General features: G+C 60.6%; 21 protein-coding genes. 4 read left to right on the top strand and 17 right to left on the bottom strand.

Annotation, left to right across the window (positions count from 1 at the left end; genetic code table 11):
- Window positions 1–90: 90 nt before the first annotated feature.
- The 3 genes from NQL71_RS11510 to NQL71_RS11500 are packed head-to-tail and all read left to right on the top strand — an operon-like array spanning window position 91 to window position 3,068.
- A complete protein-coding gene (locus NQL71_RS11510; RefSeq protein WP_077185410.1) occupies window positions 91–1,266 on the top strand; it encodes an NAD(P)/FAD-dependent oxidoreductase in 1,176 nt (391 codons plus the stop codon).
- Entirely contained in the window at window positions 1,263–2,075 is an 813-nt protein-coding gene (locus NQL71_RS11505) for an aldo/keto reductase (protein ID WP_077185411.1), read from the top strand. Before NQL71_RS11510 ends, NQL71_RS11505 begins: the two co-directional genes overlap by 4 nt.
- Before the next feature lie 33 nt (window positions 2,076–2,108).
- The gene (locus tag NQL71_RS11500) at window positions 2,109–3,068 is read left to right on the top strand and encodes a metal ABC transporter ATPase (RefSeq protein ID WP_274642666.1); all 960 of its coding nucleotides are present in this window, start codon (window positions 2,109–2,111) and stop codon (window positions 3,066–3,068) included.
- A gap of 101 nt (window positions 3,069–3,169) precedes the next feature.
- Here NQL71_RS11500 and hldE read toward each other — a convergent pair whose 3' ends face one another.
- The 3 genes from hldE to NQL71_RS11485 form a co-directional block, all read right to left on the bottom strand.
- Window positions 3,170–4,594 (bottom strand): bifunctional D-glycero-beta-D-manno-heptose-7-phosphate kinase/D-glycero-beta-D-manno-heptose 1-phosphate adenylyltransferase HldE, encoded by a 1,425-nt coding sequence (hldE, locus tag NQL71_RS11495; protein ID WP_046819873.1) that lies wholly within the window; start codon window positions 4,592–4,594, stop codon window positions 3,170–3,172.
- A gap of 195 nt (window positions 4,595–4,789) precedes the next feature.
- On the bottom strand, window positions 4,790–6,595 hold the full coding sequence (gene msbA, locus NQL71_RS11490) for a lipid A export permease/ATP-binding protein MsbA (RefSeq protein WP_274642665.1): 1,806 nt from the start codon (window positions 6,593–6,595) through the stop codon (window positions 4,790–4,792).
- A gap of 15 nt (window positions 6,596–6,610) precedes the next feature.
- Window positions 6,611–7,783: an O-antigen ligase family protein gene (locus tag NQL71_RS11485; protein WP_046819875.1), complete on the bottom strand. Its 1,173-nt coding sequence runs from the start codon at window positions 7,781–7,783 to the stop codon at window positions 6,611–6,613.
- A 149-nt stretch (window positions 7,784–7,932) separates the two neighbouring features.
- Here NQL71_RS11485 and NQL71_RS11480 point away from each other — a divergent pair, with 149 nt between their 5' ends.
- On the top strand, window positions 7,933–8,499 hold the full coding sequence (locus NQL71_RS11480; protein ID WP_235431890.1) for a BUD32 family EKC/KEOPS complex subunit: 567 nt from the start codon (window positions 7,933–7,935) through the stop codon (window positions 8,497–8,499).
- Here NQL71_RS11480 and NQL71_RS11475 read toward each other — a convergent pair.
- The 14 genes from NQL71_RS11475 to waaC form a co-directional block, all read right to left on the bottom strand.
- Window positions 8,494–9,588, bottom strand: coding sequence for a glycosyltransferase (locus tag NQL71_RS11475; RefSeq protein WP_274642664.1), 1,095 nt, complete (start codon window positions 9,586–9,588; stop codon window positions 8,494–8,496). The genes NQL71_RS11480 and NQL71_RS11475 overlap by 6 nt on opposite strands.
- 48 nt (window positions 9,589–9,636) lie before the next feature.
- On the bottom strand, window positions 9,637–10,398 hold the full coding sequence (locus NQL71_RS11470) for a glycosyltransferase family 2 protein (RefSeq protein ID WP_274642663.1): 762 nt from the start codon (window positions 10,396–10,398) through the stop codon (window positions 9,637–9,639).
- Window positions 10,399–10,453: 55 nt separating this feature from the next.
- Window positions 10,454–11,410, bottom strand: a complete 957-nt coding sequence (locus NQL71_RS11465; RefSeq protein WP_046819879.1) for a glycosyltransferase — start codon at window positions 11,408–11,410, stop codon at window positions 10,454–10,456.
- Between the two features lie 85 nt (window positions 11,411–11,495).
- On the bottom strand, window positions 11,496–12,896 hold the full coding sequence (locus NQL71_RS11460; protein WP_274642662.1) for a PIG-L deacetylase family protein: 1,401 nt from the start codon (window positions 12,894–12,896) through the stop codon (window positions 11,496–11,498).
- 8 nt (window positions 12,897–12,904) lie between these two features.
- Entirely contained in the window at window positions 12,905–13,801 is an 897-nt protein-coding gene (locus NQL71_RS11455) for an antimicrobial resistance protein Mig-14 (protein WP_046819881.1), read from the bottom strand.
- Window positions 13,801–14,931 (bottom strand): glycosyltransferase, encoded by a 1,131-nt coding sequence (locus NQL71_RS11450; protein ID WP_046819882.1) that lies wholly within the window; start codon window positions 14,929–14,931, stop codon window positions 13,801–13,803. Before NQL71_RS11450 ends, NQL71_RS11455 begins: the two co-directional genes overlap by 1 nt.
- Window positions 14,915–16,672 carry a carbamoyltransferase family protein gene (locus tag NQL71_RS11445; RefSeq protein WP_046819883.1) on the bottom strand — a complete coding sequence of 586 codons (1,758 nt, stop codon included), beginning with the start codon at window positions 16,670–16,672 and terminating at the stop codon, window positions 14,915–14,917. The genes NQL71_RS11450 and NQL71_RS11445 overlap by 17 nt, the downstream gene beginning before the upstream one ends.
- 166 nt (window positions 16,673–16,838) lie before the next feature.
- Window positions 16,839–17,171: a YceK/YidQ family lipoprotein gene (locus tag NQL71_RS11440; protein ID WP_080957108.1), complete on the bottom strand. Its 333-nt coding sequence runs from the start codon at window positions 17,169–17,171 to the stop codon at window positions 16,839–16,841.
- 192 nt (window positions 17,172–17,363) lie between these two features.
- Window positions 17,364–18,815: a lipopolysaccharide kinase InaA family protein gene (locus NQL71_RS11435; RefSeq protein WP_274642661.1), complete on the bottom strand. Its 1,452-nt coding sequence runs from the start codon at window positions 18,813–18,815 to the stop codon at window positions 17,364–17,366.
- Entirely contained in the window at window positions 18,815–19,567 is a 753-nt protein-coding gene (locus NQL71_RS11430) for a lipopolysaccharide kinase InaA family protein (protein ID WP_077185417.1), read from the bottom strand. The genes NQL71_RS11435 and NQL71_RS11430 overlap by 1 nt, the downstream gene beginning before the upstream one ends.
- A complete protein-coding gene (locus NQL71_RS11425; RefSeq protein WP_046819887.1) occupies window positions 19,564–20,298 on the bottom strand; it encodes a lipopolysaccharide kinase InaA family protein in 735 nt (244 codons plus the stop codon). Before NQL71_RS11425 ends, NQL71_RS11430 begins: the two co-directional genes overlap by 4 nt.
- Window positions 20,298–21,104 (bottom strand): lipopolysaccharide core heptose(I) kinase RfaP, encoded by an 807-nt coding sequence (gene rfaP / locus NQL71_RS11420; protein WP_046819888.1) that lies wholly within the window; start codon window positions 21,102–21,104, stop codon window positions 20,298–20,300. Before rfaP ends, NQL71_RS11425 begins: the two co-directional genes overlap by 1 nt.
- A complete protein-coding gene (locus NQL71_RS11415) occupies window positions 21,105–22,226 on the bottom strand; it encodes a glycosyltransferase family 4 protein (RefSeq protein WP_046819889.1) in 1,122 nt (373 codons plus the stop codon).
- Complete coding sequence (gene waaC / locus NQL71_RS11410; protein WP_274642660.1) at window positions 22,226–23,287, bottom strand: lipopolysaccharide heptosyltransferase I; 1,062 nt, start codon at window positions 23,285–23,287, stop codon at window positions 22,226–22,228. The genes NQL71_RS11415 and waaC overlap by 1 nt, the downstream gene beginning before the upstream one ends.
- Between the last annotated feature and the right edge of the window lies 1 nt (window position 23,288).

Below are 23,288 nucleotides of genomic sequence, written 5' to 3'. Positions count from 1 at the left end.
GCAAGCCCGCTCCCACAATTGATCACCAACAAATCCACGCTTCTTCGAGTCTGTATACTGCGCCTTCGTCTTGAACACTGAGGTCGCTGCATGCCATCCGTTATTTCCACCGACGTTCTCATTGTCGGCGCTGGTGTCGCCGGCCTCTGGCTGAACGCGCGCCTGCGCCGCCAGGGTTTCTCGACCGTGCTGGTGGAAAGCGCCAGCCTCGGCGGCGGGCAGAGTGTGAAGTCCCAGGGCATCATCCATGGCGGCGCCAAGTACGCGCTGCATGGTGCCCTGACCGGCGCCTCCGAAGCCATCGCCGACATGCCCCGTCGCTGGCGCGAAGCCCTGGCCGGGAACGGCGAACTGGACCTGTCGGGTGTGCGCCTACTCTCCGAAGCCCACTACCTCTGGTCCCCCGGGACGATTGCCGGCAACCTCACCAGCTTCTTCGCCAGCAAAGCCGTGCGCGGTCGCGTCGATCAGGTCAAGGGCGACCAATTGCCACCGGCCCTGCAAGACAAACGTTTCAAGGGCAAAGTCTATCGCCTGGCGGAACTGGTGATCGATGTGCCAAGCCTGATCCAGCGCCTGGCTGATCTCGCGGGTGACGGTCTGCTCGCCGGACAGAAGATCGAGCCGCTGCTGGAGGGCGGCGTGCTGGTTGGCCTGAAGGTGGACGAACGCGAGATCCGCGCCCAACGCATCGTCTTGAGCGCTGGCGGCGGAACCGCGGCGCTGCTCGAAGCGCTGGGGTTGACCCAGCCCGCCATGCAACGCCGCCCGCTGCACATGATCATCGCCAAGGGCCCGAGCCTCAAGCCGCTGTACGCCCATTGCCTGGGTGGCGGAACCAAACCGCGGATTACCGTGACCACGCACCCGGCGGCCGATGGCCAGTGGGTGTGGTACCTGGGCGGCGACATCGCCGAAGCCGAAGGCGTGGCCCGCGAGCCCGCCGAACAGATCGCCACCGCACAGAAAGAACTGGGTCAGTTATTGCCATGGATCGACCTCAGCACCGTGCAGTGGGCAACCTTGCGCGTGGACCGCGCGGAGCCATTGCAATCGGGGCTGACCCGTCCCGACAACGCCTTTGTTGCCGAGGAAGGTCGCCTGTTGGTGGGCTGGCCAACCAAACTGGCACTGGCGCCGGACTTCGCCGACCGGGTATTCGCCAGCCTCGCCCGCGATGGTATTCAACCGGGTCCGGCCAGCGCGTTGCCGGCGCTGCCAAAACCGCCAATGGGCGTGCCAGCCTGGGAGCAACTGCTGCCATGAGCCAACCCACTTTGCACGACCTGCATCGGCCCCTGGGCAGCACCGGCTTGCTGGTGTCGCCCCTGGGCCTGGGCACGGTAAAACTCGGCCGCGATCAAGGGGTGAAATACCCTAACGGTTTCCAGATCCCCGATGATGACGAAGCGCGCATGCTGCTCAAACTCGCGCGTGATATGGGCATCAACCTGATCGACACCGCTCCGGCCTATGGTCGCAGCGAAGAGCGCCTCGGCCCGCTGCTGCGGGGTCAGCGTCAGGATTGGGTAATCGTCAGCAAGGTCGGCGAAGAGTTTGCCGACGGGCTGTCCCGGCACGATTTCAGTGCCGGGCACACCCGCCTCTCGGTGGAACGCAGCCTGCAACGTCTTGAAACCGATTTTATCGACCTGGTGCTGGTGCACTCCGACGGCAACGACCTGGCCATCCTCAACGACTGCGAAGTCTATGCAACGCTTGCCGCGCTCAAGGCCGAAGGCAAGATTCGCGGCTTCGGGTTTTCCGGCAAAACCGTTGAAGGCGGCTTGAAGGCGCTGGAGCAAGGTGATTGCGCGATGGTCACCTACAATCTGAACGAGCAAACCGAAAAGGCCGTCATTGACTATGCTGCTGCTCACGGCAAAGCCATTCTGGTCAAAAAAGCCCTCGCCAGCGGTCATGTGTGCCTGAGTCCAGGCGTGGACCCGGTGCGCGCCAGTTTCGAGTTGTTGTTCGAACATCCCGGCGTGGCCAGTGCTATTGTCGGAACGATCAATCCGCTGCACCTCGCCCATAACGTGGCGACCGTTGCCCAGGTCCTACGTAGCAACTGATGCCGCCCCACGCGGCCTAAAGCAGGAGCCGACATGCCGCGTACGCTCATTAGAAAGAACCCGAGCAACTTCAAGACCCTGCCGTTATTCGTCGAAGCGACTCCCGAAGGCCTGAGTTATCAGAGCGTCGGGAGGCCGTTGAATTTTTCCCAGATCCTCCAACGTCGGCGTCCGGTGACCGTCGCCGACAAGGATCGGTTTTCCGTTGAACTGGCCAATCTCGGGGTTTCGGTACGCCTGACACTGCATTGGCAGAATCGCGATTACTGGGTGCTGGTGCGCCAACGGCGGCAGGACCGCGGCGACGTGGTGCTCAAGCTGATTTCCGGCTACGTGCCAGCCCATGAGCTGAACCTGCCGCTGCACACGGCCATCCAGGAAATTGCCGAGGAATGCCTGCTGGAAACCCCGGAAGGCTGGCTCGGCGGACGCTTCAACGACACCTGGCTACCCGCGCCCTACTCGAGCGCCCTGCACTATCGCGAAGCCCTGCCGTTTCGCCTGTCGCCGCTGTCCGGCTCGGCACGTCCGGTGCGCTGCGCCAACCTGCCATTGATCGAACGGCCACGGGCCTACGTGCACTTGCCGACCGCCTCGCTGCAATTGATCTATGACTTGCGCCTGGAGGTGCCCAAGGAAGCGAAGTCCCTGAGCCTGTTTCACGTCGACGAACGCCTGGAAGGCGATCAACTGGTGGCCCGCCTGGATCGCAAGCGTCCCGACCTGTACCTGATGCCATTACAGGACGGCCACCCCTTGGCCGAGCTCTACACCTTGAAAAAGGATCAGTTGCACCCGGCAAGCACGCGCGGATTGTACCTGGCGGAAAGCTTTGCCCGGCAGGAAGGCTGGCTGGTGAAAGATGAGCGAATTCGCTGGAAGGACTGGGTGCGCCAGCAAGGTTTGACGCCACCGGATAAGGCTTCTGGATTGGCGCGATTGCGTGGCAAGGCCAGGCAACTGCTCAAGAAGATCGTACCGCGTGCCTTGTAGGAGCGAGCTTGCTCGCGATGGAAGTAGGGGCACCGCGTTGAATCAGGTAGCCCGCGTTATCGTTAACGTCCATCGCGAGCGAGCTCGCTCCTACAAGGGCTTTATTCTGACTTGCGGATCTTCTCGACAATTGCGGTCGTGGAGCTGTTTTCCACCAACCCCAGCACTTTCACGGTCCCGCCGTAGGCGGTCACGATGTCTGCACCGACCACTTGGTCTATCCCGTAGTCTCCACCTTTGACCAGCACGTCCGGCTTGACCTCACGCAGCAGGTTCTCCGGTGTGCCCTCAGCGAAGCTGATCACCCAATCGACTGCGCCCAGACCTGCGAGCACCGCCATTCGCCGGTCGACACTGTTGATCGGCCGGCCAGGCCCTTTCAGGCGGCTGACCGACGCATCGTCGTTGACCGCAACGATCAGGCGATCGCCTTGCGCCCGCGCCTGCTCCAGGTACGTCACATGCCCGGCATGCAGGATGTCGAAGCAGCCGTTGGTGAAGACGATTTTCTCGTTATGCGCACGCGCATCGTCGACTGCCAGCAACAGCTGTTCCAGGCCCAGCACACCGCGCTCGGAACCTTCTTCACGCTGGATAGCCCGACGCAGTTCCGGCGCACTGATAGCCGCCGTACCAAGCTTGCCAACCACGATGCCGGCCGCCAGGTTGGCCAGGCCCACCGCATGCGGCAGTTCCTCACCCGCGGCAATCGCCGCTGCCAAGGTGGAAATAACCGTATCGCCAGCACCGGTCACGTCGAACACTTCACGGGCGCGTGCCGGCAGGTGCAATGCCGGATGATCCGGGCGCAGCAGGGTCATGCCGTGCTCACCACGGGTCACCAGCAAGGCGCCAAGGTCCAGGTCGTGCATCAGCTGCGCGCCCTTGCTCACCAATTCGTGCTCATCGGCGCAACCACCGACGATGGTTTCGAATTCGCTGAGGTTCGGCGTGATCAGGCTCGCACCGCGATAAATGGAGAAGTCCTTGCCCTTGGGATCGGCAAGCACCGGAATGCCACGGGCACGGGCGGCCTGGATCAATACCTGATGGTTTTTCAGCGCGCCTTTGCCGTAGTCGGACAGCACCAGCACCTTGATGCCTTCGAGCAGCTCGTCGACCTGCACGGACAACGCCAGGGAATCGGTGGCGAACGGTTCTTCGAAATCGATCCGCAGCAGTTGCTGGTGACGACTCATGACCCGCAGCTTGACGATGGTCGGCTGGTGGGCAATGCGCTGGAACAACGCACGCACACCGGCACCCTTGAGGCTATTGACCAGGCTGTCGGCGGCTTCATCGTCGCCAGTCACACCCACCAGAGAGGCCGGGGCGCCGAGGGCGGCAATGTTCAACGCAACGTTGGCGGCACCGCCTGGGCGGTCCTCGATGTGTTCGACCTTGACTACCGGTACTGGCGCCTCAGGGGAAATCCGTGAGGTACCACCATGCCAGTAACGGTCGAGCATGACATCGCCGACCACCAAGACAGGGGCTTGATCGAATCGCGGCATGGACAACTTCATGGAGCAACCCACATACAAAATGAACAGGGGCGCGATATTAACACAGGGTGGGCACAGGCTTGTGAGACGGCTGCAACGGGATCTTGCGGCAAGGCTTTTTGATCAATTATTGAGCAAAAACCGTGGATACACTCACGTGGCGCATTGCACGCGGGCAGGGCATCAGGGTGAGCCAGGCTCACCCTGATGTCGGTATCAGGCGATGTCTTCCGCCGGGGTATCGAGCCCCATCGCATGCAGGCGCGAATAGTAGCCATTTTGTGCCAGCAATTGCGTGTGCGTGCCACGCTCGACGATTTCGCCCTGATCCATTACCAGAATCAGGTCGGCCTTTTCGATGGTCGACAACCGGTGAGCGATGACCAGCGTGGTACGCCCCTTCATGACCTGATCCAGCGCTGCTTGAATGTGACGCTCGGACTCGGTATCGAGCGCCGAGGTGGCTTCGTCGAGAATCAACAACGGAGCATTTTTCAGCAAGGCACGGGCAATCGCCAGGCGCTGGCGCTGACCGCCGGACAGCAGTACGCCGTTTTCCCCGACCTGGGTATCCAGGCCTTGTGGCATCTGCGCGATGAAGTCCATTGCGTACGCGTCCGCGGCAGCCTTCTCAATGTCGGCGCGAGGTGCGCCAGCCAGGTCACCGTAGGCGATATTGTTGGCAATGGTGTCGTTGAACAGGGTTACATGCTGTGTGACTTGCGCTACGTGCCGACGCAGATTGCGCAAACGGTAGTCTTCGATTTCGACATCATCGAGCAGGATTTCGCCGACTTCATGATGGTAGAAGCGCGGTATCAGGCTGGCGAGTGTCGATTTGCCGCTGCCAGAGCGACCAACCAACGCGATCATCTGGCCTGGCGCCGCGGTGAAGCTGATGTTCTTCAGCACCTCACGCTCTGTGCCTGGATAGGTAAAGCTCAGATTGCGCACTTCCAGGTAGCCATTGACGCGGTCGCGCTCAACGGTACCGTGGTCGACTTCCGGCTCAACGTCCAGTTGCTCGAAAATGCTTTCGGCACCGGCGACACCTTTCTGAATGGTCGAACTGACTTCCGACAGCTGACGGATCGGCTTGGGCAGCAGACCCGCCGCAGTGATGTAGGCCACCAGGTCACCGGCGGTTGCATCGCCGCGCAGGAACAGCACCAGGAACATCAACACGGCCATGGCGGTGTAGATCACCAGCTGCAACATCGGCGTGTAGACCGCACCGGTCTTGGTCATGCGCAGTTGCTTATCGGTATTGCCCTGGCTGGCCTCGGCGAAACGCCGTTCTTCGTAGCTCTCGCCACCGAAGCTGCGCACCACGCGATACCCCTGGATGGTTTCGGACGCCACATGGGTCACGTCGCCCATGGCCACCTGGATCTTCTTGCTCTGCTTGCGGAATTTCTTGCTGGTATTACCCACCATGAGTGCAATCAGCGGAAGGATGGCCAGCATCACGATGGTCAGTTTCCAGTTCATCCACAGCAGGTAGGCAAACAGGAAGACCACGGTCAGGCCTTCGCGGATCACCACTTTGATAGCATCGGTAGCGGCACCGGTCACCATGGTCACGTTGAACGTGATGCGCGAGATCAGATGCCCGGAATTATGGGTATCGAAATAGCGGTTTGGCAGAACCAGCAATTTGTTGAACAACTCGACCCGCAGGTCGTGCACCAGCCCCAGCGAAACCTTCGCCAGGTAATAGTTGCCGAGGAAAGAGCCCAGGCCTTGCCACGCCGCGATCAGGATGATCAGCAATGGCACGGCCATCAACAGCTGCAAGTCCTTCAGATACGGGACGTCGGGGAAGAGCACCGCTTCAGGATTGCTCAGGCCATCGACGAAATACTTGAGAATCCCCGCCAGCATCGGCTGTGTGGAGGCAAAAATCACGAAGCCTACGATACTCAGCAAGAAAAGGCCGAGATAAGGTTTTACATACCCCAGCAGCCGAAAATAGATTTTCAGGCTGGAGTCCTGTCCCGCTTTGGGCGGTGCGTCACTCATCGTAGAGCTCACTGGTTAGGAAGAACGCGAAATTTTATCACAAGCGTCGGGATTGGCCCGAGCCCATACCAAAACACTGGCCAGGCCAATGGGTAACCAACTGATGAACCATTCGGCCCTCGGTGTACCGTTCAGGCTGGCGGCATCGAATTGCATCGCCAGGGTAGAGAACAACCAGATGCCGATGATTCCCTTGGCATAGAGCGTTTCCCGAACCTTCCAGGCCTCGCGCAGAACTGCGATCCAGGTCGCCGCCCACAACAATAAACCTGGCAGGCCCAATTCGATGGCCACGTGGGTGAACAGGTTATGGGCGTGGTCAAAAGACTGCCCATCGGCGAACACCCTGTAGTTACTACCGAGGCCCAGGCCCCGCCATGGATGTTCAGCGATCATTTGCAAACTGGCCATCATGATCTGCGGGCGATAGGAAACACCGCGCGACAGGACCAGGGATTCGAAAAGCCAGAACGCCAGCATCGCGATGATCAGTGCGAGCGCCGCGACGAGACGACTGCGTCGGTCACGGCACCAGATCGGCATGGCCAGTATCGTGAGAAACAGTGCCAGGGCCGCGCCGCGACTCTGGCTGAGCAGGACAAATATCCCCAGAACGCCCAATGCAAGGGCACAGACTACCTGCATCAAGCCCGTACGCGGTGTCCAGAGTACCAGCCACACGGCTGCCAGCCCGATGACGTAGCCGCCCAGGATCGGATGGGACAATTCGCCCAGCCCTTCCACGCGTGAAACCCAGACGTTGCCATGCATTCCATAAAATTTGACGATCGCCACCAGCGCCGTGACAGCCAGCCCTATACCTCCCCATTGCATGACGCGGATCACGCGCTCGGGTCGGGCATTGGCGAAAACCGGAAAGAACAACAGGAACACCACGATGTACAGCACGCGCTTGGCTGCGCGATCAGGATCAGGCGTGTTCGACCATGAAAGACTGAGCAGTGACCAGATCACCAGCCCCAGCAACGGCAGGTAGATCCAGCGCTGGTCATGGAACAATTCCCGAAGCCGGACCCGTGCGGACCAGCAGAGCATGATTGCAGGCAACCAGAGAAACACCACCAAGCCTTGCTGATAGAGCTTGTTGGTAGGCGCAATGGCGATGGCCAACAAAAACCACAAAAGACCTACTGTCATCCATGCTTGCGCCCAACGAGTTTCTTGCATCAAATTGCTCCTGTAAGCGTTCGCTCACCCAACCCGACATGGTTAAAGCTGAATTTTTTCGGCATCATTGCCCGCCACGGCGCCCCGTTCTTCCAACAAGGCTTTCTACGATGCAATGTTCCCGGCTCCCTCAAGCCGCCCTAAATCAAATGATTGACGGTGCCAAAGTACTGGAGGCCGACAGTTACGGGCCAAAAGTCTACCTGTTGCAAGATGGGAATATCCTCAAACTGTTTCGTCGCAAGCGTATTTTCTCATCCGCCTTGTTTCGGCCCTATTCGAAACGCTTCATCGACAATGCAGTCGAGCTGCAAAAACTCGGTGTACCGACCTTGCAGGTTCTGCAGTATTACCGACTGCAGGCGCCCGGCATGACAGCCGTGCTGTACCAGCCACTACCAGGCGAGACCCTGCGCCAGATCGCTAACAAGGAAGGCTTCAACTGGCCACAAGCCTTGCCCGAACTGGCCGGACTGATACGCCGCCTTCATCAATCGGGGATCTATTTCCGGTCGCTGCATCTGGGCAACATCGTGATCACGCCCGACAATCAAATGGGCCTGATTGATGTGGCTGACATGCGCTTCCTGCGAGCACCCTTGCCTCGGCATCTGATCAAACGCAACCTGCAGCACTTCGCACGCTATATTGCGCGCGAGAACCTGAACGACACCTTTCCGATGCAAGCATTGGAGCAGGCAGTGCTGCCCTCATGAGAGTAGCGCACGGGCGGTCTGGCTGAAGCTCAGCCAGGCTTGATCCGGCCCTAACGCCTGGAATTGATCAGCAGCGACCGCTTCGGCAGAGACGCTGAACGCGCGCAGGATCGCGTCGCGCCAGGCGTTCACGTCATCGACCGGGGCGTACCGGCCGCTATCGGCCAACTGCTCACGAAATACCGCCAGATCGCTGGACAGCACCGGAATGCCGGCCATGACAGCTTCCTGCATAATGAGCCCCAGACCTTCCTCCCGCGATGGGATTGCAACCCAGTCGAACGCACGATAAAGACGCGCTGCGTCATCGAGATGGCCCGGCAGCAAGACTTGCTCGCGCAGCCCCAACTCATCGATACGCGCTTCCAGCGCGGCACGAGTGCTTCCCTCCCCGATGATGACCAGCCTCAGGTCAGCACGCTCCTGCAATGCCGCCGCAAAAGCATCGAGCAGGCAATTGAAGCCCTTTTCGGAAACCAGGCGTCCCACGGCCCCCAATACTGGCCCACCGTTAGCAGACAGGCCCAACCGCATCAGCGCCTCCTCCCGAGAAAGCAAAGCACGCCGGAAGGCGGTAGGCTCAAAGGCACTGCGCAATGTCACGACCGGTACCTGCAAGTCACGACTCAGCGAGGTTGCGAGGGTGTTCGACACGGCGGCCAAGGCCAGTTGTGAAGACGGGAGCTGCTGGAAGAGCGCGCGATCACCCGCATGCAGTCGGGTCGATCCATGAAAAATGACCACGACGCGGATATGCGGCAACGCCTTGAGTATCGGCAACAGCGTGCGCGCTACTCCCAACCCGTCGAGCAACAGCAGACGCGCGTCGCTCTCCTGGAGGGCACGGTGAAACCGGGCTCGCATCCAGGGCTTGGTCAATCGCCAGAAATGCCGCCCTTTCAAACGAGCAGAAGACAGCCCCCATTCGCGGATCTCACCAACGTTCACTCCACATTCGGAGGCGCCCCCCTGAAGCAACCAGGTTTTGACCGGAGCTGATGGCAAGGCCTGCGACAGTATCTGCTGATGCACCTTGTGGATCGAAGCAAACGGAGCACCGCCGGCCCACATCACGTTGAGAATACTCATAGGGCAAGCAGCCAATACAGAAGGTTATGGGGATAAGCTGCGGTGTAGCTACTTGATGGACCAACCAATGCAGACTCCCAACAACAAAAACAATACGAACTTGACCTGTTCGCGCCGGCTGCGACGCGCCTTGCGCTGTCGCTCGACAGGCGTTTGCACGTGCAGGCCAAACCCGGTGTGCATGACTGCGTCCGCTTCAAGCGTGAGTGCAGTCAGATTCAACAGTGCGTATCGCTGTGACAGCGCTTTCTCGCCAGCGTGCCCCGAAAATGGTGCGCACAATCGATATTCCTTGACCCGGCGCAAGCCCGGGTTCAGCGAGAACCCCTGCCATTCCGGCTTGTCGGAGATCAATGGATAGCAAGCCACCCCACCGACGACTTCCTGTGGCCCCAGATGAATATAGGGACTGTGAACCCGCAGGTCATGAGTATAGCTACGCAACCACACTTGCAGGATTTCCGGGCGGAATTGGAGAATGGTCATGGAGTCTTCCACAAACCCCGGGCGATAGAATTCCCAGTCATCCTCGCAATGGAAGATGTAGCTCGTGCTGACGTGTTCATACGCCAGATCGATGGACGCCAGCTGACCCAGCTTTGGACGATTGACGAACACCGTGCAGTGATCCTTCCAGTGGGCTGGAATGACCGCATGAACCCCTTGGTCACCTGCATCCTCGGTAATGAACACTTCGCGGATGGGCGCCGTATTGAATCGATCGAAGCTCTCGAGTGTGGTCTTGAGCAGATCAAGGCGACCACAGCTTGTGACCACTAGCGTGATGTCACTCTCGGGGGAAAAATGCACGGTTGTCTCGACAAATTAGAAGTGGCCAGCAATATCAATGGCTGGCCAACGCTTGTCAAACACCCAAATTGAGTCGAATTCTTTCCAACAGACTCAAAGGCGCTCTAGGACGCAGTGCAGGCTCAAGTTCTTCGACGATACGCTGGCCGATGCGTGCAAAGCTGAATTGGCTGACCGCCAGCTCCCGACCATTGTGAGCGATGCGCTGCGCCAGTTGCGGGTCGCTGCGTAATCTGGCCAGCTTCTCCTGGAGCTGTGCGATGTCCTGGTAGAACACCACGTTGTGCATATCCTGCAAACCCAGCGCCTGGTTTTCCGCCGCGCCCTGGTCATAGGCCAGCAATACACAGCCACAGGCCATGGCCTCGAAATTCTTGATCATGAACTCGCCCATGCCGACGTCGGCACTGACGAAAAAGCGAATGCGGTTGAGCGTATCGCGGTACTCCTCGCCGGATTTGGTGCGAGTCACTACCAGGGGCTCGACGCGACCCAGCTCATCGAGCAGGGCTTTTCGACCGCTGTAGGCAACACTGTTGGTACTGCCGACGAACGCCAGCTCGATATCGCGCTCGCGCCCCTGATCCGCAAGCTGCGTCTGGTCGTAGCCCTTGGGCACGAACACCGCATCGAAACCCTCTGCACGCAGGCGTTCGGTGACAACGAAGCCGGAACTGATGACTCGCGCCCACGGCAGGCGACGGTAGTGCGCGCTGAACTTGCCGGTGTACTTGCAAGGAATGTAGTTCTGGTAGGCATCGTGTTCGAGAATGACCAGGTTGGGAATCGTACGGATAAATCCGACCTGGCGGATTTCCTGCTTGAACCGCAGGAAAAACACGATCCGGTCGTACCGGGACACATCGACTTCACGCCGGAAATAACTGCGCAGGTTGCGCTGTTCCTCGCTGCTCAACCAGCGCAAGTCGCACTCGCAATGAGCCGCCACGCCATCGTACAGACGGTCCAGGATGGCCCGCTGATCTTTCTGCACCAGAAATAGAACTTTCATCGTCTTCCTTGCCACAACAGGCAAATGGAACAACGCCTGAATCCGAACTTGCCCTCAGACAGTCGAGCTTCAGGCCCATGACACCTTACAAGCGCCAGAACAGTTCCTGACGCCGCACAGCCTTGCGAAAAAATTCATTTTCGCCGTATCTCGAGCCGGCCCGCCCCGCCAGCAGCCTCTGTAACCCACGCCGTAGGCGACGCTTGAAGGGAGCCGGTGGTTGCAGGTCGTGCATCATTGCCAATGCCATGGCCTTGTCACGCTGCTGCGCCAGGGAAAGCTGAAGGCAGTAGGGATGCATCTGCTGGCCGAGATCGAACACGGGAGGAAGGCCAATACCGGCACCGGAATCGCCCATGGGCCAGCGATCGTTGTCGTGCAGGTGGTTGGCGTACCCCAACAGGGTCGGTTGCCAATCAAGACCCTTGAGCGCTTCGAGCACCGCGGCCTGCGCGCAAATGTGATCGGGATGGGGATCGAGGGTCGGGTGCGGCAACACGATCACCTCAGGTCGAGCCCGCAGCAGCAGGGCTTGCAGATCCGCCAGCAGGTTGTTCCAAGTGGGCGCGCCGTCGACATCGCCCGGCAGGCCAAACGGATTCAACTGGCGAAACAACCGGGTGTCATTCAAATCCGCTTCCCGCGAGCCAATCGGTTTGGCGGGCGACGCCTGCATGGTCGCCAGTTGCAGGCAGAAATAGCCCAACTGCACGCAATGGGCTTGCGGTACGCCGGCCCAGCGCGGCACGGCAATGCTGTCCCAGGCGCGCAAACGGCCTTTCAGTCGCGACGCCTCGACCTTGTTCATGCCCATGCGCTGATAATGTTCGGCTTCGATTTCACCGGCGGTGAGCGTAACGATCCAGGCCTCGTCCGCCTGGCTGTACAAGCCGTAGGCCGCCAGCTCGGCATCATCGGCATGCGGGGCGATGACCATCACCCGTTGACGGCGAAAGTCCGGGTGCTCGAAGGCCCACAAGACAGGCTCGCCCAGCAGCCGGCAGAAACGCCCGCGCAGACGCAATTCACCGCGTGACAGCACCTGGGCCTGGCCACTGAGGTTGAGATAACGCAGGCCGTTCACACCCCGCTCGAAGGTCTGCCGGTCCGGGTTGTCGCCACCCGCCAATTCGACCACAGGATCGAAGAAGCGCCCCAGCCACGTGCTTTTTACCTTCAAGGCCAACACAAGCGTCGCGTCGTCGACCAGCATGACACCCTCGTCCAGGCGCAGATGCTCCCCGCTCAGGTGTACCTTGGGCTGCGGGGTATAGGGTGCAAAGGTGTACTGGTAGTCGTCCTTCGGCGAATAGAACAGGTGATCGGCAAACCAGGCTTCGTGGACCACCCAGCCCAACACCGCCAACACCAGCGGCAACCACCACGCCACCAGGATGCCGCAGAGGATCAACAGCACCAGTGCGACCAACAGACCGATGCGTTTGTTGCGCCGATGGCGCTTGAGCAATTGCTGTTTGCGGTTCATGGCTTGACTCATACGGTGTAGACCGGCACAGGATTGCACCAGCGGTCCTTGTATTCCCGGTCGGCACGGCCAAAGGAAAAACGCAAAGGCTTGTCCTGTGCCCTGGCGTGCTCCCAGGCGCTTTGGGTGTTGAGAAAACTCAGCACGCTACCGGGGCTGAACTCGCGAGTTTCGGGGTCGACACCGCCATTGATGTATTCGACGCTGATCCATTGCGGCGTCTCGACGCGGTACACCAGTTGAATGGCAATAGGTGCATCATTGAGGAAAATCACCGAGCCGATCAGCAACTCGCGCAACAACTCGATGACTTCGGCCATGCGCTCGGCACCGGTCGCCGCAAAGCCCCAGCGGCGCCGGAACAAATCGCAATAGATAGCCCCCAGCTCCTGGCTGGAAAACTCGGAAACCGGTCGCACTACGCCACCCGCCTCTTCCAGCAACCTGAGTTCGCGGCGCTGGTTATAGCGAAACTTTTTCGACAACTCTTCGGGCGTGCGGGCCATGGCCAGTTGTTCGGCCTGCAGCCTGATACCGGTGAAACGGTTTTCATTGAGCGCCGACAAGTAACGCCCGCGATGACGCAGAGGTGCCCGGGCATCGGCTGCAGCCGGCAGGATGATCTCGGCGTTGCCAAGGTCGAACAAGCCCTTCTTGCCATTACGCTTGAGCACGTCCTTGGACAAGGCGAGGTCTCGCCCCCAGGTCGGGATCGCGGCCTTGATTTCGCCGCCCTGCTCCCAGGCCAGGTATCGCACGGGAATGCCGGCCAGCTGCGCCAGGCGCTCGACTACCAGCGGGTGAGTGGCGACACTGCCGCCATAACGCTGCCAGGTCTCGGCATAGGTCTGGGCATCGGATAGCGACCAGCCACGTTCGCGCCAGCCTTGAAATCGGTTGAGCATCAGCCCCTCTGTGCCAGTTCGGTTACGTGCGGCAAGTGCCAGAAAGCCTCGCGCACTGCGCGGTCGGAGAAGCGTTCACGCAGGCGTTCGAGCATCAGCTCGGCGCACTGGCGACGTTGTTGCTCGTCCATGGCGGCCAGGTGTTGCAGGCCTTGCGCAAGGTGCTCGGCATCGCCCAGCGGGAACAGGATGCCCACGCCTTCGACCACTTCCTTCGCTCCACCACACGCCGTGGCAAGCAACGGCACGCCCGCCGCCATGGCTTCGAGCAGCACCATGCCGAATGGTTCATGATCGGAACTGAGGGCGAACACATCAAAAGCGCTGAAATATCGCCGGGCCTCAGGGACCTGGCCGAGGAACAGCACCCGGTTGCCAATCCCCAATTCGCGAGCCTGGGCCTTGAGATCCTGCTCCAGACGACCGCTACCGAGAATCACCAGCTGGCTGTTGGCCGGCAAACCGGGCAGCGCCATGGCAAAACCCTCCAGCAACGTGGCTTGGTCTTTATCCGGATGCAGGCGACCGACGTTGCCGACGATCCAGGCATCCGTCGCCAGGCCCAGGGTCTCCCGTGCCTCGCGAGCCGACACCTGGCTAGCCTGCAAAGCCGGTACATCAATCCGGTTGTACAGGGTCTGGATCCTCGCCGCCGGCCACTTCGGCAGGCATTGGCGCATGTCATCGCGCACGGCATCGGACACCCCGAGCAGGCTCAGGCGCTTGCGGAAAACATGCGCGAAGAGTTTGCGCGTCCCGCGTTTGTAGTCGTCAAACGCGTGGTGCACGCCAATCACCGGCAACGAGGTGCCGAGCAAGGCGATGTAGATCGGCTTGAAGCGATGGGCGATGCAGAAACTGAAATTGCGCGAAGCGGCGATCTTGCGCAGATCGCCGATGGCGCCCAGCTTCAGGCCACGAATGGCCTTGGAGCTGTACTCCATGAACAACACTTCATCGCTGGCGCAACCGGCGGCGACCTCGGCATCGGCGACCCCGGTCAGGAACACCGTGGTCACCCGGTAACCGGTCCCCGCGAACAGGCTGGCGTACTGCCGCGCGCAGTCCAGGAACGGCCCGTCATAGCCGTGACAGAACTGCAGCACATGGCGTTCAGCCGAGCGTGTCATAGGTGTCCGCGCCCTCTTTGACCACCAGGATGTCTTCCATGATCAGATACTGTAGATCGGAACCGAAGAACATGTTCAGGGCGTCGGTCGGCGAGCAGATCATCGGCTCGCCACGACGGTTGAGCGAGGTGTTCAACGACACACCGTTGCCGGTAAGCACCTCCAGCGCCTTCATCATGTCGTAGTAGCGCGGGTTGTATTCGCGCTTGAGTACCTGGGCGCGAGAGGTGCCGTCTTCGTGGACGACTTCCGGCACGCGGGTTTTCCACTCTTCCGCCACTTCGAAGGTGAAGGTCATGAACGGAGCCGGGTGATCGATCTTGATCATCTGTGGCGCCACGGTGTCGAGCATCGACGGGCAGAAAGGCCTCCAGCGCTCGCGGAACTTGATCTGGTGGTTGATGCGATCGGCCACGCCGGCCACGCTCGGGCATCCGATGATCGAGCGACCACCCAGTGCGCGTGGACCGAACTCCATGCGGCCCTGGAACCAGGCCACCGGGTTGCCGTCGACCATGATCCTGGCGATCTGCTCAGGCATGTTGTCGAGCTTGCGCCACGTTGGCTTGTTCTCGTGACGGGCACAGGCCGCGATCACGTCTTCGTTGCTGTACGACGGCCCGAGGTAGACGTGCTCCATCTTCTCGACCGGTACGCCACGGGCATGGGACACATAGGCTGCCGCGCCCACCGCGGTACCGGCGTCGCCGGATGCAGGCTGGACGAACAGTTCCTTGACGTCGTCGCGGGCGATGATTTTCTGGTTCAGCTTGACGTTCAACGCACAGCCGCCGGCGTAGGCCAGTTTGCCGGTTTCCTTGAGCACGTCGCCCAGGTAGTGGTCGATCATCTGCAGCGCAATTTTTTCGAACAGCGCCTGGATGCTCGCGGCGTAGTGGATGTACGGTTCGTCGGCGATGTCGCCTTCGCGCTTGGGACCCAGCCACTCGATCAGTTTCGGCGAGAAGTAGTAACCCTTGCCCTTCTCTTTGTAACGACGCAGGCCGATGACGTTGGCGTAGTCGGTGTTGATGACCAACTCGCCGTTTTCGAACGAAGCCAGGCGCGAGAAATCGTATTTGCTGGCGTCGCCGTACGGCGCCATGCCCATGACCTTGAACTCACCGTCGAGCATGTCGAAACCGAGGAACTCGGTGATCGCACCGTACAGGCCGCCGAGGGAGTCCGGATCGAAGAATTCCTTGATCTTGTGGATCTTGCCGTTTTCGCCATAACCGAAGAAGGTCGTGGCGTACTCGCCCTTGCCGTCGATCCCGAGGATCGCGGTTTTCTCTTTGAAACCGGAGCAGTGGTAGGCACTGGAGGCGTGGGCCAGGTGGTGTTCGACCGGCTCGATCTTGATCTTCTTCGGATCGAAGCCCAGTTGCTCGAGGCACCAGACGATCTTGTTGCGATAGCGCTTGTAGCGACGGTTGCCCATCAGGATCGCGTCGAGTGCACGGTCCGGTGCGTACCAGTAACGCTTGGCATACTGCCAGCGGGCCTTGCCGAACAGGCTGATCGGCGCGAACGGAATCGCTACCACGTCAACGTCGGAAGGCTTGATGCCGGCCTGCTCCAGGCAGAATTTCGCCGATTCGTAGGGCATGCGGTTCTTTGCATGTTTATCGCGTACGAAGCGCTCTTCTTCCGCCGCCGCGACCAGCTTGCCGTCGATATACAAGGCTGCGGAAGGATCATGGCTAAGGGCGCCGGACAGGCCAAGAATCGTCAATGCCACAGGGGTCTAGCCTCTTTAGTCTGCGTGCAGGCGCAATGCGCCTCAAAAATTAATGTGCCCTCGCAACGGGCGAGAGACAGCTAAAGGGCGGGATTATAGCTTAAAAGCGGCAGCAAGCCTCTAGCGGGAAGCGCCAAGGGAGTTCGGCCAGGCCCCTCGCCCGTGGTTATCCGCGCGCGGGCCGCCAGTAGATCTGGATATTGCCGTCTACGCCCTGCCTGTAAAGGGTGTAGGGCAAGACAACGGTATCCAGCGTGCCAGACAGCGCCAGGTCGATCAAAACCAGTGGAACGAGGATACCCGTTGGATCGGGAGGCGCATTCAATACGCAAAAATCGTAAGCCAGGCCGCTGTAGACCCGCGGGATGGACTGACAGTAGGTTTTGTGACGCCGAAGCGCCTGGGCCGCGTCGGCATCATCCTGCAAGACCGTTACGGCGGTCCCGCACCCCGTCAAAGCCAATGAAATGACACCTGATGCGACTGCCGTCTTGATCATCTGAGTTTGCCCTCCGTGAACGTCAGGCAAATTAGCATCGTGGTCATTCGGGCCACAGTTCATGGCTTCCCAAGATCGTGTAGGACCGTTCACAAGAACTTGTCCCCCTAATCTCGGGCGGCTGTTCCGACCTCTTCGCGAGCAAGCCCGCTCCCACATTGGATGTGGGAGCGGGCTTGCTCGCGAAGAGATTCAGACTGCGCTGGAGATATCTTTCGGAAGACGCTGATCGATGACCTGATAAAGCGCACTACTCTCAGGCCAGTTGCGCATGAACCGCGCCCGATCCCGCGCATACGCCGGGGCGAAGCTTTGGAGCGAGTGGTGCTGGCACATCGAATCCAGATCGATCAGCGCCCAGCGATCCTGCTGCCAGAACAGGTTGTGGCCCTTGAAGTCGCCATGGCTGATTCGTTCTCGAATCAATTCGGCGAACAGGTGATCCAGCGCCTGCAACTCGGCTTCCGGCGCATCGCCACTATCCATGTACGGTGCGAAACGCTCGATGATGTCCGGGCCCGACAGATGCTCGGTGATCAGATAGGCACGGCTGCGCAACCAGAGAAAACGTTTCTCCAGCACCGCCAGGGGCTTGGGCGTGGCGATGCCGAGAAAGGCCAGGCGGTTACCTTCGCGCCAGGAGTGCCAGGCACGGCTCGGGCGCCAGAAACGCTTGAGCCAGTGGGCGAAACCCTTGATGTTGTAGCGTTTGATCACCAGCGCACGACCGTCCACTTCGACCTTGCCGACGCTCGCCGCGCCGCCGGTCTTGTACAGGTAACCCTGATCCAGCAAGGCATCGGCCCGGGCCAGTACCGGCAGCATCGCCGCTTCTTCCTCGCGACGAATCGCGCGCAAGCCGAACGCTCCGCGCTGGACGCTGAACAACGTACATTCACGACCGACCTTGATCAGAAAATCCTTGAGGCGCCAACTGCGAACCTTGTCGACCTGCTTCTGCAACGCCTCCATGGGCAGGGCATGCTCGCCGTTGCTCAGCAGGTAGTACACCAGCAACTCCTCGGTGAACGGCTCCAGCGACTTGGGTAACTGGGCGAAAAATACCCCGAGGTTTTCCAGGACTTTCTGCCGAGAGAGTGGCTGACCCGCGGTTTCGCTGCAGATCCCGGCGCCATCGATCAAATACAACCGATTGCCCTGGCGCAGCAGGTTGTCCAGGTGCAGGTCTTCCTGCCACAAGCCTTTGCGGTGCATTTGACCGATCGCACCCAAGGCTTGCGCCAGAACGGCTGATTGCTCATCGGCCAGCACCGGCAGGTCTTCCACCTGCTGCCAGGCATCACCGAGGCTTTGGGCACCTTCAAGGAACTCAAACAGCAGCCAACCACCCTCGCCGTCTTTCAGGCCGTCAGCCAACAGCAGCGGCGTGGTCAGGCCTTGGGCAGCCAGCAGCCGCACACCGTCCAGCTCGCGCTGGAAATGTCGCGCCGCCTTGCTGCCCACCAGCAACTTGGCCAGCACCGGTCGGCCGCGCCATACACCCGCACCGACATAACGCTGTCCGGGCAAAACCCGCAACAGGGTCAGCAACTGTAACTGCGCCGGCCCGGCCGCATCGGCCAGCGAAAGACTTAACGGCAGGCCCGGGTGACGGCCAGCATTTTTCAGTTCGGACAAACGCATCAGCGCTTCTCCTTATGGCTGCGCCGCGCGGTCAGGCGCACCAGCCAAGTATCGATCAGCGAGCTGTCCCGGGGTTGATCCAGATAGGCGGCCAGCAGCTCTCGCAATTGCCTTTCGCTCCACTCGGGTGCCCGACGCAGCAATGGCTCCAGGTCCTTGACCCGGTCACGCATTCCGAACAACAAGTGCCGGGTCTTTTCCAGGTCGATCAGTTGAGCCTGATAGCCGTCACCGGTTGCCCGCAGGAAAATATGCTTGGGGTAGAAGCAGCCATGCACCTGGCGCATGCGGTGCAGCTGCTGCGCCAGATGCCCGCAAGCTTGCAGAATGGCCACCTGTTGCGCCTCGCCGAGGTCCGACCAGCGCTGCAACAGTGAGTCCAGATCATCCCAGCCGTCGAGGGCGCGCGTCAGGAGAATCGCCCGGGTTTCGCCCTCCACCTTGCGCTCACCGAAGAACACCGCCTTGAGCGCCGGTATGCCGAGCTTTTCGTAGCGGCTGATATTGCGAAACTCCCGGGCAAAACTTGGCTCGCCAAATGGCGCATGCAAGGTATGCATCTGGTAGTTGCTCTGGCGCTTGAGGTAAAAGCCACGACCTTCCAGATCCAGTCGAAACACGCTGCTCCATCCACCGCGTTGGGTGTTGGGTTCGTCCACGGCATCGAGCTGCCGGGCCCAGAGCGCATCGAAAGTGCCGAGATCGTGGCGCTCAAGCAGCGCACGGTCTTCAGCGGCCAGGAAATCAGTCATTCGCGTCCCTCGAAAAATCTCACCACGTGCCGGATACGCTTCTTGTCGGCTGCATTGAGCCGGGTCCGTTGGCGGTATTGCAGGTAAAAGCGCAGGCGCTGGGTAGCCGACAGTTGATACTTGGCGACTTTGTCCAGGCAGGCCAGGTCCTTGGTGATTCGGTACTTGAGCCAGAAACCGCGCCAAAAGTCACCGTTGGGGCAGTCGATCAGGAACAACCGGGCCTGATCGTCGACCAGCAGGTTGCGCCACTTCAGATCATTATGGGTAAAGTGATGTTCATGCATCGTCCGGGTGTAACTGGCCAGTTGCTGGCTGATATTGTCGACCCAGGCCCGGTCCGCCAGCTTCGCATCATGACGCTCGGCCAGCGCCGACAGATCTTCTGTATTCGGCAGTTCGCGAGTGATCATCGCCCCGCGGTCATAGGCCGCACCGCGACGTTCCAGGCCCCAGGCCACCACCTCGGCAGTGGGAATGCCCCACTTGGCAAAGCGCTTGAGGTTCTGCCACTCCATTTTAACGCGAGGCTTGCCCAGGTAACGGCGCAAACCTTTGCCGGCCCCCACGTAGCGCTTGACGTAATAGTTGACGCCATTGCGCTGGACGCGAATGACCTCCGACAGCGGATCGCGGGTCAGGCGCTCACCTTGCAACGCAAACACAGCTTCAAGGCTGCCGAAGTCGTCAGCCAGATCGCAGTAATCAGGCTCCAGTCTCCAACCTGCCATCAGAGCGCGTCTCCGTATCGCTGTTTACGCTCGTAAAGCTTGTTGGCCTTGCCTTCGAGCCAGCTCAAAAGCCCTGCTTCTTCGCTCAGGATCTGTCGCAGCGGTTGCTGGAAATAGCCTTTGAGGAAACGCAGTTTGTCGCGCCGGGTCAGGCCGATGTCCAGGGCGGAAAAATACAGCGCCGCCAGATCCTTGTTACGCCAGCGCGAGGTGATCGCCGGGCGGGTCTGGGCGCGGTGCAGGTCGATCACCGAGAGTTTGAAATCGTCCGCGGTCACCGGCTTGTCGGTGTGCAGCAGGAAGTGGCAGATGTAACAGTCGCGATGGTTGACCCCGGCACGGTGCATCATGCCGGTCATGCGTGCCACTTCAGCGATCAGCGCACGCTTGAGCGTTGGCTCGGGCGGCTGCTTGATCCAGTTGATGCTGAAGTCTTCGAGGCTGACGGTTGGCGCCAGCTCTTCGGTGACGATAAATGAATGCTGGTCGGCCGGGTTGCTGCCCTTTTCGCCATAAGCGACGGCGGTCATGGTCGGCACGCCGACTTCCTGCAGGCGCTGGATGGCCTTCCATTCCTGGCCGGCTCCCAGCACCGGCAGCTTGGCGGTGAGCAGGTTCTTGAAAATCTCACCCCAGCCGATGCCACGGTGAATCTTCACGAAAAACCCATTGCCGTTCACCTCGGTACGCAGGGTACGGCGAGCTTCGAGCTCGCGGTACACCTCGCCCTGCAAGCCTTCGACTTCGGCGAACGGGTCGCGTCCGGCCCAAAGGCTCTTGAACGGTTCAGCCAGCATCAACTTCATTTAAGCGTGCTCCGCCAGAATCACATCGGCCGCATGCTGCGGCATGCTGTAGAGGTCGGCCGTCTCGGCGAAGGCCACACCGTTGCGGCTCCAGGCCGCCCTTGCTTGAGCGTCGTTCAACATACCGGTCAGGTACTGTGTCAGCTGGGCTTGATCAAACGGCTCGTCCAATACCAGGCCAGCGTCGGCTTCGGCAATGTAATGGGCGTAGCCGCAGACCGCGCTCACCAGCACCGGCAACCCGGCCACCAGCGCTTCGAGCAGCACGGTGCCGGTGTTTTCGTTGTAGGCCGGGTGGATCAACAGATCGGCGCCCAACAGGAAGCGCGGAATATCGCTGCGGCCCTTGAGGAACGTCACGTTGTCGCCGAGCCCCAGCGTGGCGCTCTGCATCTGGAACAATTTGGGGTCGTCCTGGCCAATTACAAACAGCCGGGTGCGTTTCTTCAGATCAGCGGGCAAAGCGGCCAGGGCCTTGAGGCTGCGATCCACGCCCTTGGTCTTGAACCCGGAGCCGATCTGCACCAGCAGCAAGTCATCGTCCTCAAGATTGAATTCGGCGCGGAACCCGGCGCGAATTTCGTCCGCATCCGCTGGCCGACGACGGTCCTGGGCAATGCCTGGCGGCAGCAGGTGGAAGCGCTCCAGCGGCGTATCGTAATGCTTGATGAACAGCGGTTGCTGGACCTCGGAGATCATCAGCACTTCAGTCTTCGCCTCTTTGGCGAACACCGCCCGCTCGTATTCGGCGAAGTGGCGATAGCGACCCCAACGGCGGTACAGCGAGTTGCGCAGGTTCTGCGCCTTGTCTTCGAAGCAGCCGTCGGCAGCGTAGTAGACATCCAGGCCCGGCATCTTGTTGAAGCCGATCAAGCGGTCCACCGGCCGCTTGGCCAGGTCCGCTTCCATCCACTCGGTGAGCTTTTCGTTGCGTCGATGGTTGAAGAAGGCCTTGACCGGCGCCACCAGCACTTCGAAACCCGGTGGCACCTCGCCTTCCCAGATCAGCGTATAGACGCGGATCTGGTGGCCGCGCTTCTGGCACTCCAGGGCGATGCGCATGAAATCGCGCTGCAGGCCACCAAAGGGAAAGTATTTGTACAGGACAAATGCCAATTGCATCAGCGCAGCTCCTCAGCCAGTAATAACGTGCTCAGTCGGCTCGCGACACGCTCGGGATTCAGACGCGTGAAGCACAATGGCCACTCGCGCTTCAAGTCAAAACGACTGGCATCTTCGGCCGTCGGTTGATAAGTGCATTTCTTTTGCAAGCACGGCGCGCAGGGGAAGTCGCTGGCCAGGTGAATCTGCGACTTGCCGTAGGCCCCGGTCAGGCCCGGGTTGGTCGGGCCGAACAGCGACAGCGTCGGCACATCCAGCGCCGCGGCCAGGTGACCGAGGCCGGTATCCACCGCTACACAGGCTTGCGCGCCGGCCAGCACCTTGCCGACCCCGGCCAGGTTCAGCTTCGGCAATACCTCGGCGTGCTTGAAGCCGGCAGCGATGCGCTCGGCGCGGGCCTTTTCCGCCGCGTTGCCCCACGGCAGCTTGACGCCCACTCCGAGATAACCGACCCGTTCGGTCAGCTCGCGCCAGTAGGCTTCGGGCCAGTGCTTGGTGTCCCAGGTGGTGCCATGCAGGAACAGCACATACGGATTCTTGCGCGGCAGTTCCACCAGGCGCTCGACGCTCAGGCCGTAGTCGCCCAGGCCCTTGGGCAAGTCATACCCCAGGGCGATGGCGAACAACTGACGCACCCGCTCTACCGCGTGCTGGCCGCGGGCAACCGCCAGGCGCCGGTTATAGAACCGTGCGGCGAGGGGCTCGCGCGCCGAACTTTTATCGAGTCCGGCCACCGGTGCTTTCACATACCGGGTGAGCAAAGCGCTTTTCAGCAGGCCCTGGGCATCGATGACCAAATCGTATTTCGTGGCGCGAACGCTCTGTTTGAAGCGCTTCCACTCGCCACTCTTGATGGTCTGCCAGATGTTCTTGCGCCAGCGACGGATCGCCACCGGAATCACCTTGCCCACCGCCGGGTGCCAGGTCGGAATTTCGGCAAAGCCTTCTTCCACCACCCAGTCGAACGTGATGCCGGGGATGGCCCGCGAGGCGTCGGTCAGCGCGGGCAGCGCATGAATCACGTCGCCCAGCGATGAAGTCTTGATCAGCAGTACCCGCAAA

Origin of the sequence: Pseudomonas serbica, from assembly GCF_028823535.1 — a bacterium.
Taxonomy (GTDB): Bacteria; Pseudomonadota; Gammaproteobacteria; order Pseudomonadales; family Pseudomonadaceae; genus Aquipseudomonas; species Aquipseudomonas serbica.
This window is presented reverse-complemented; position numbering and strand designations above follow the sequence as displayed.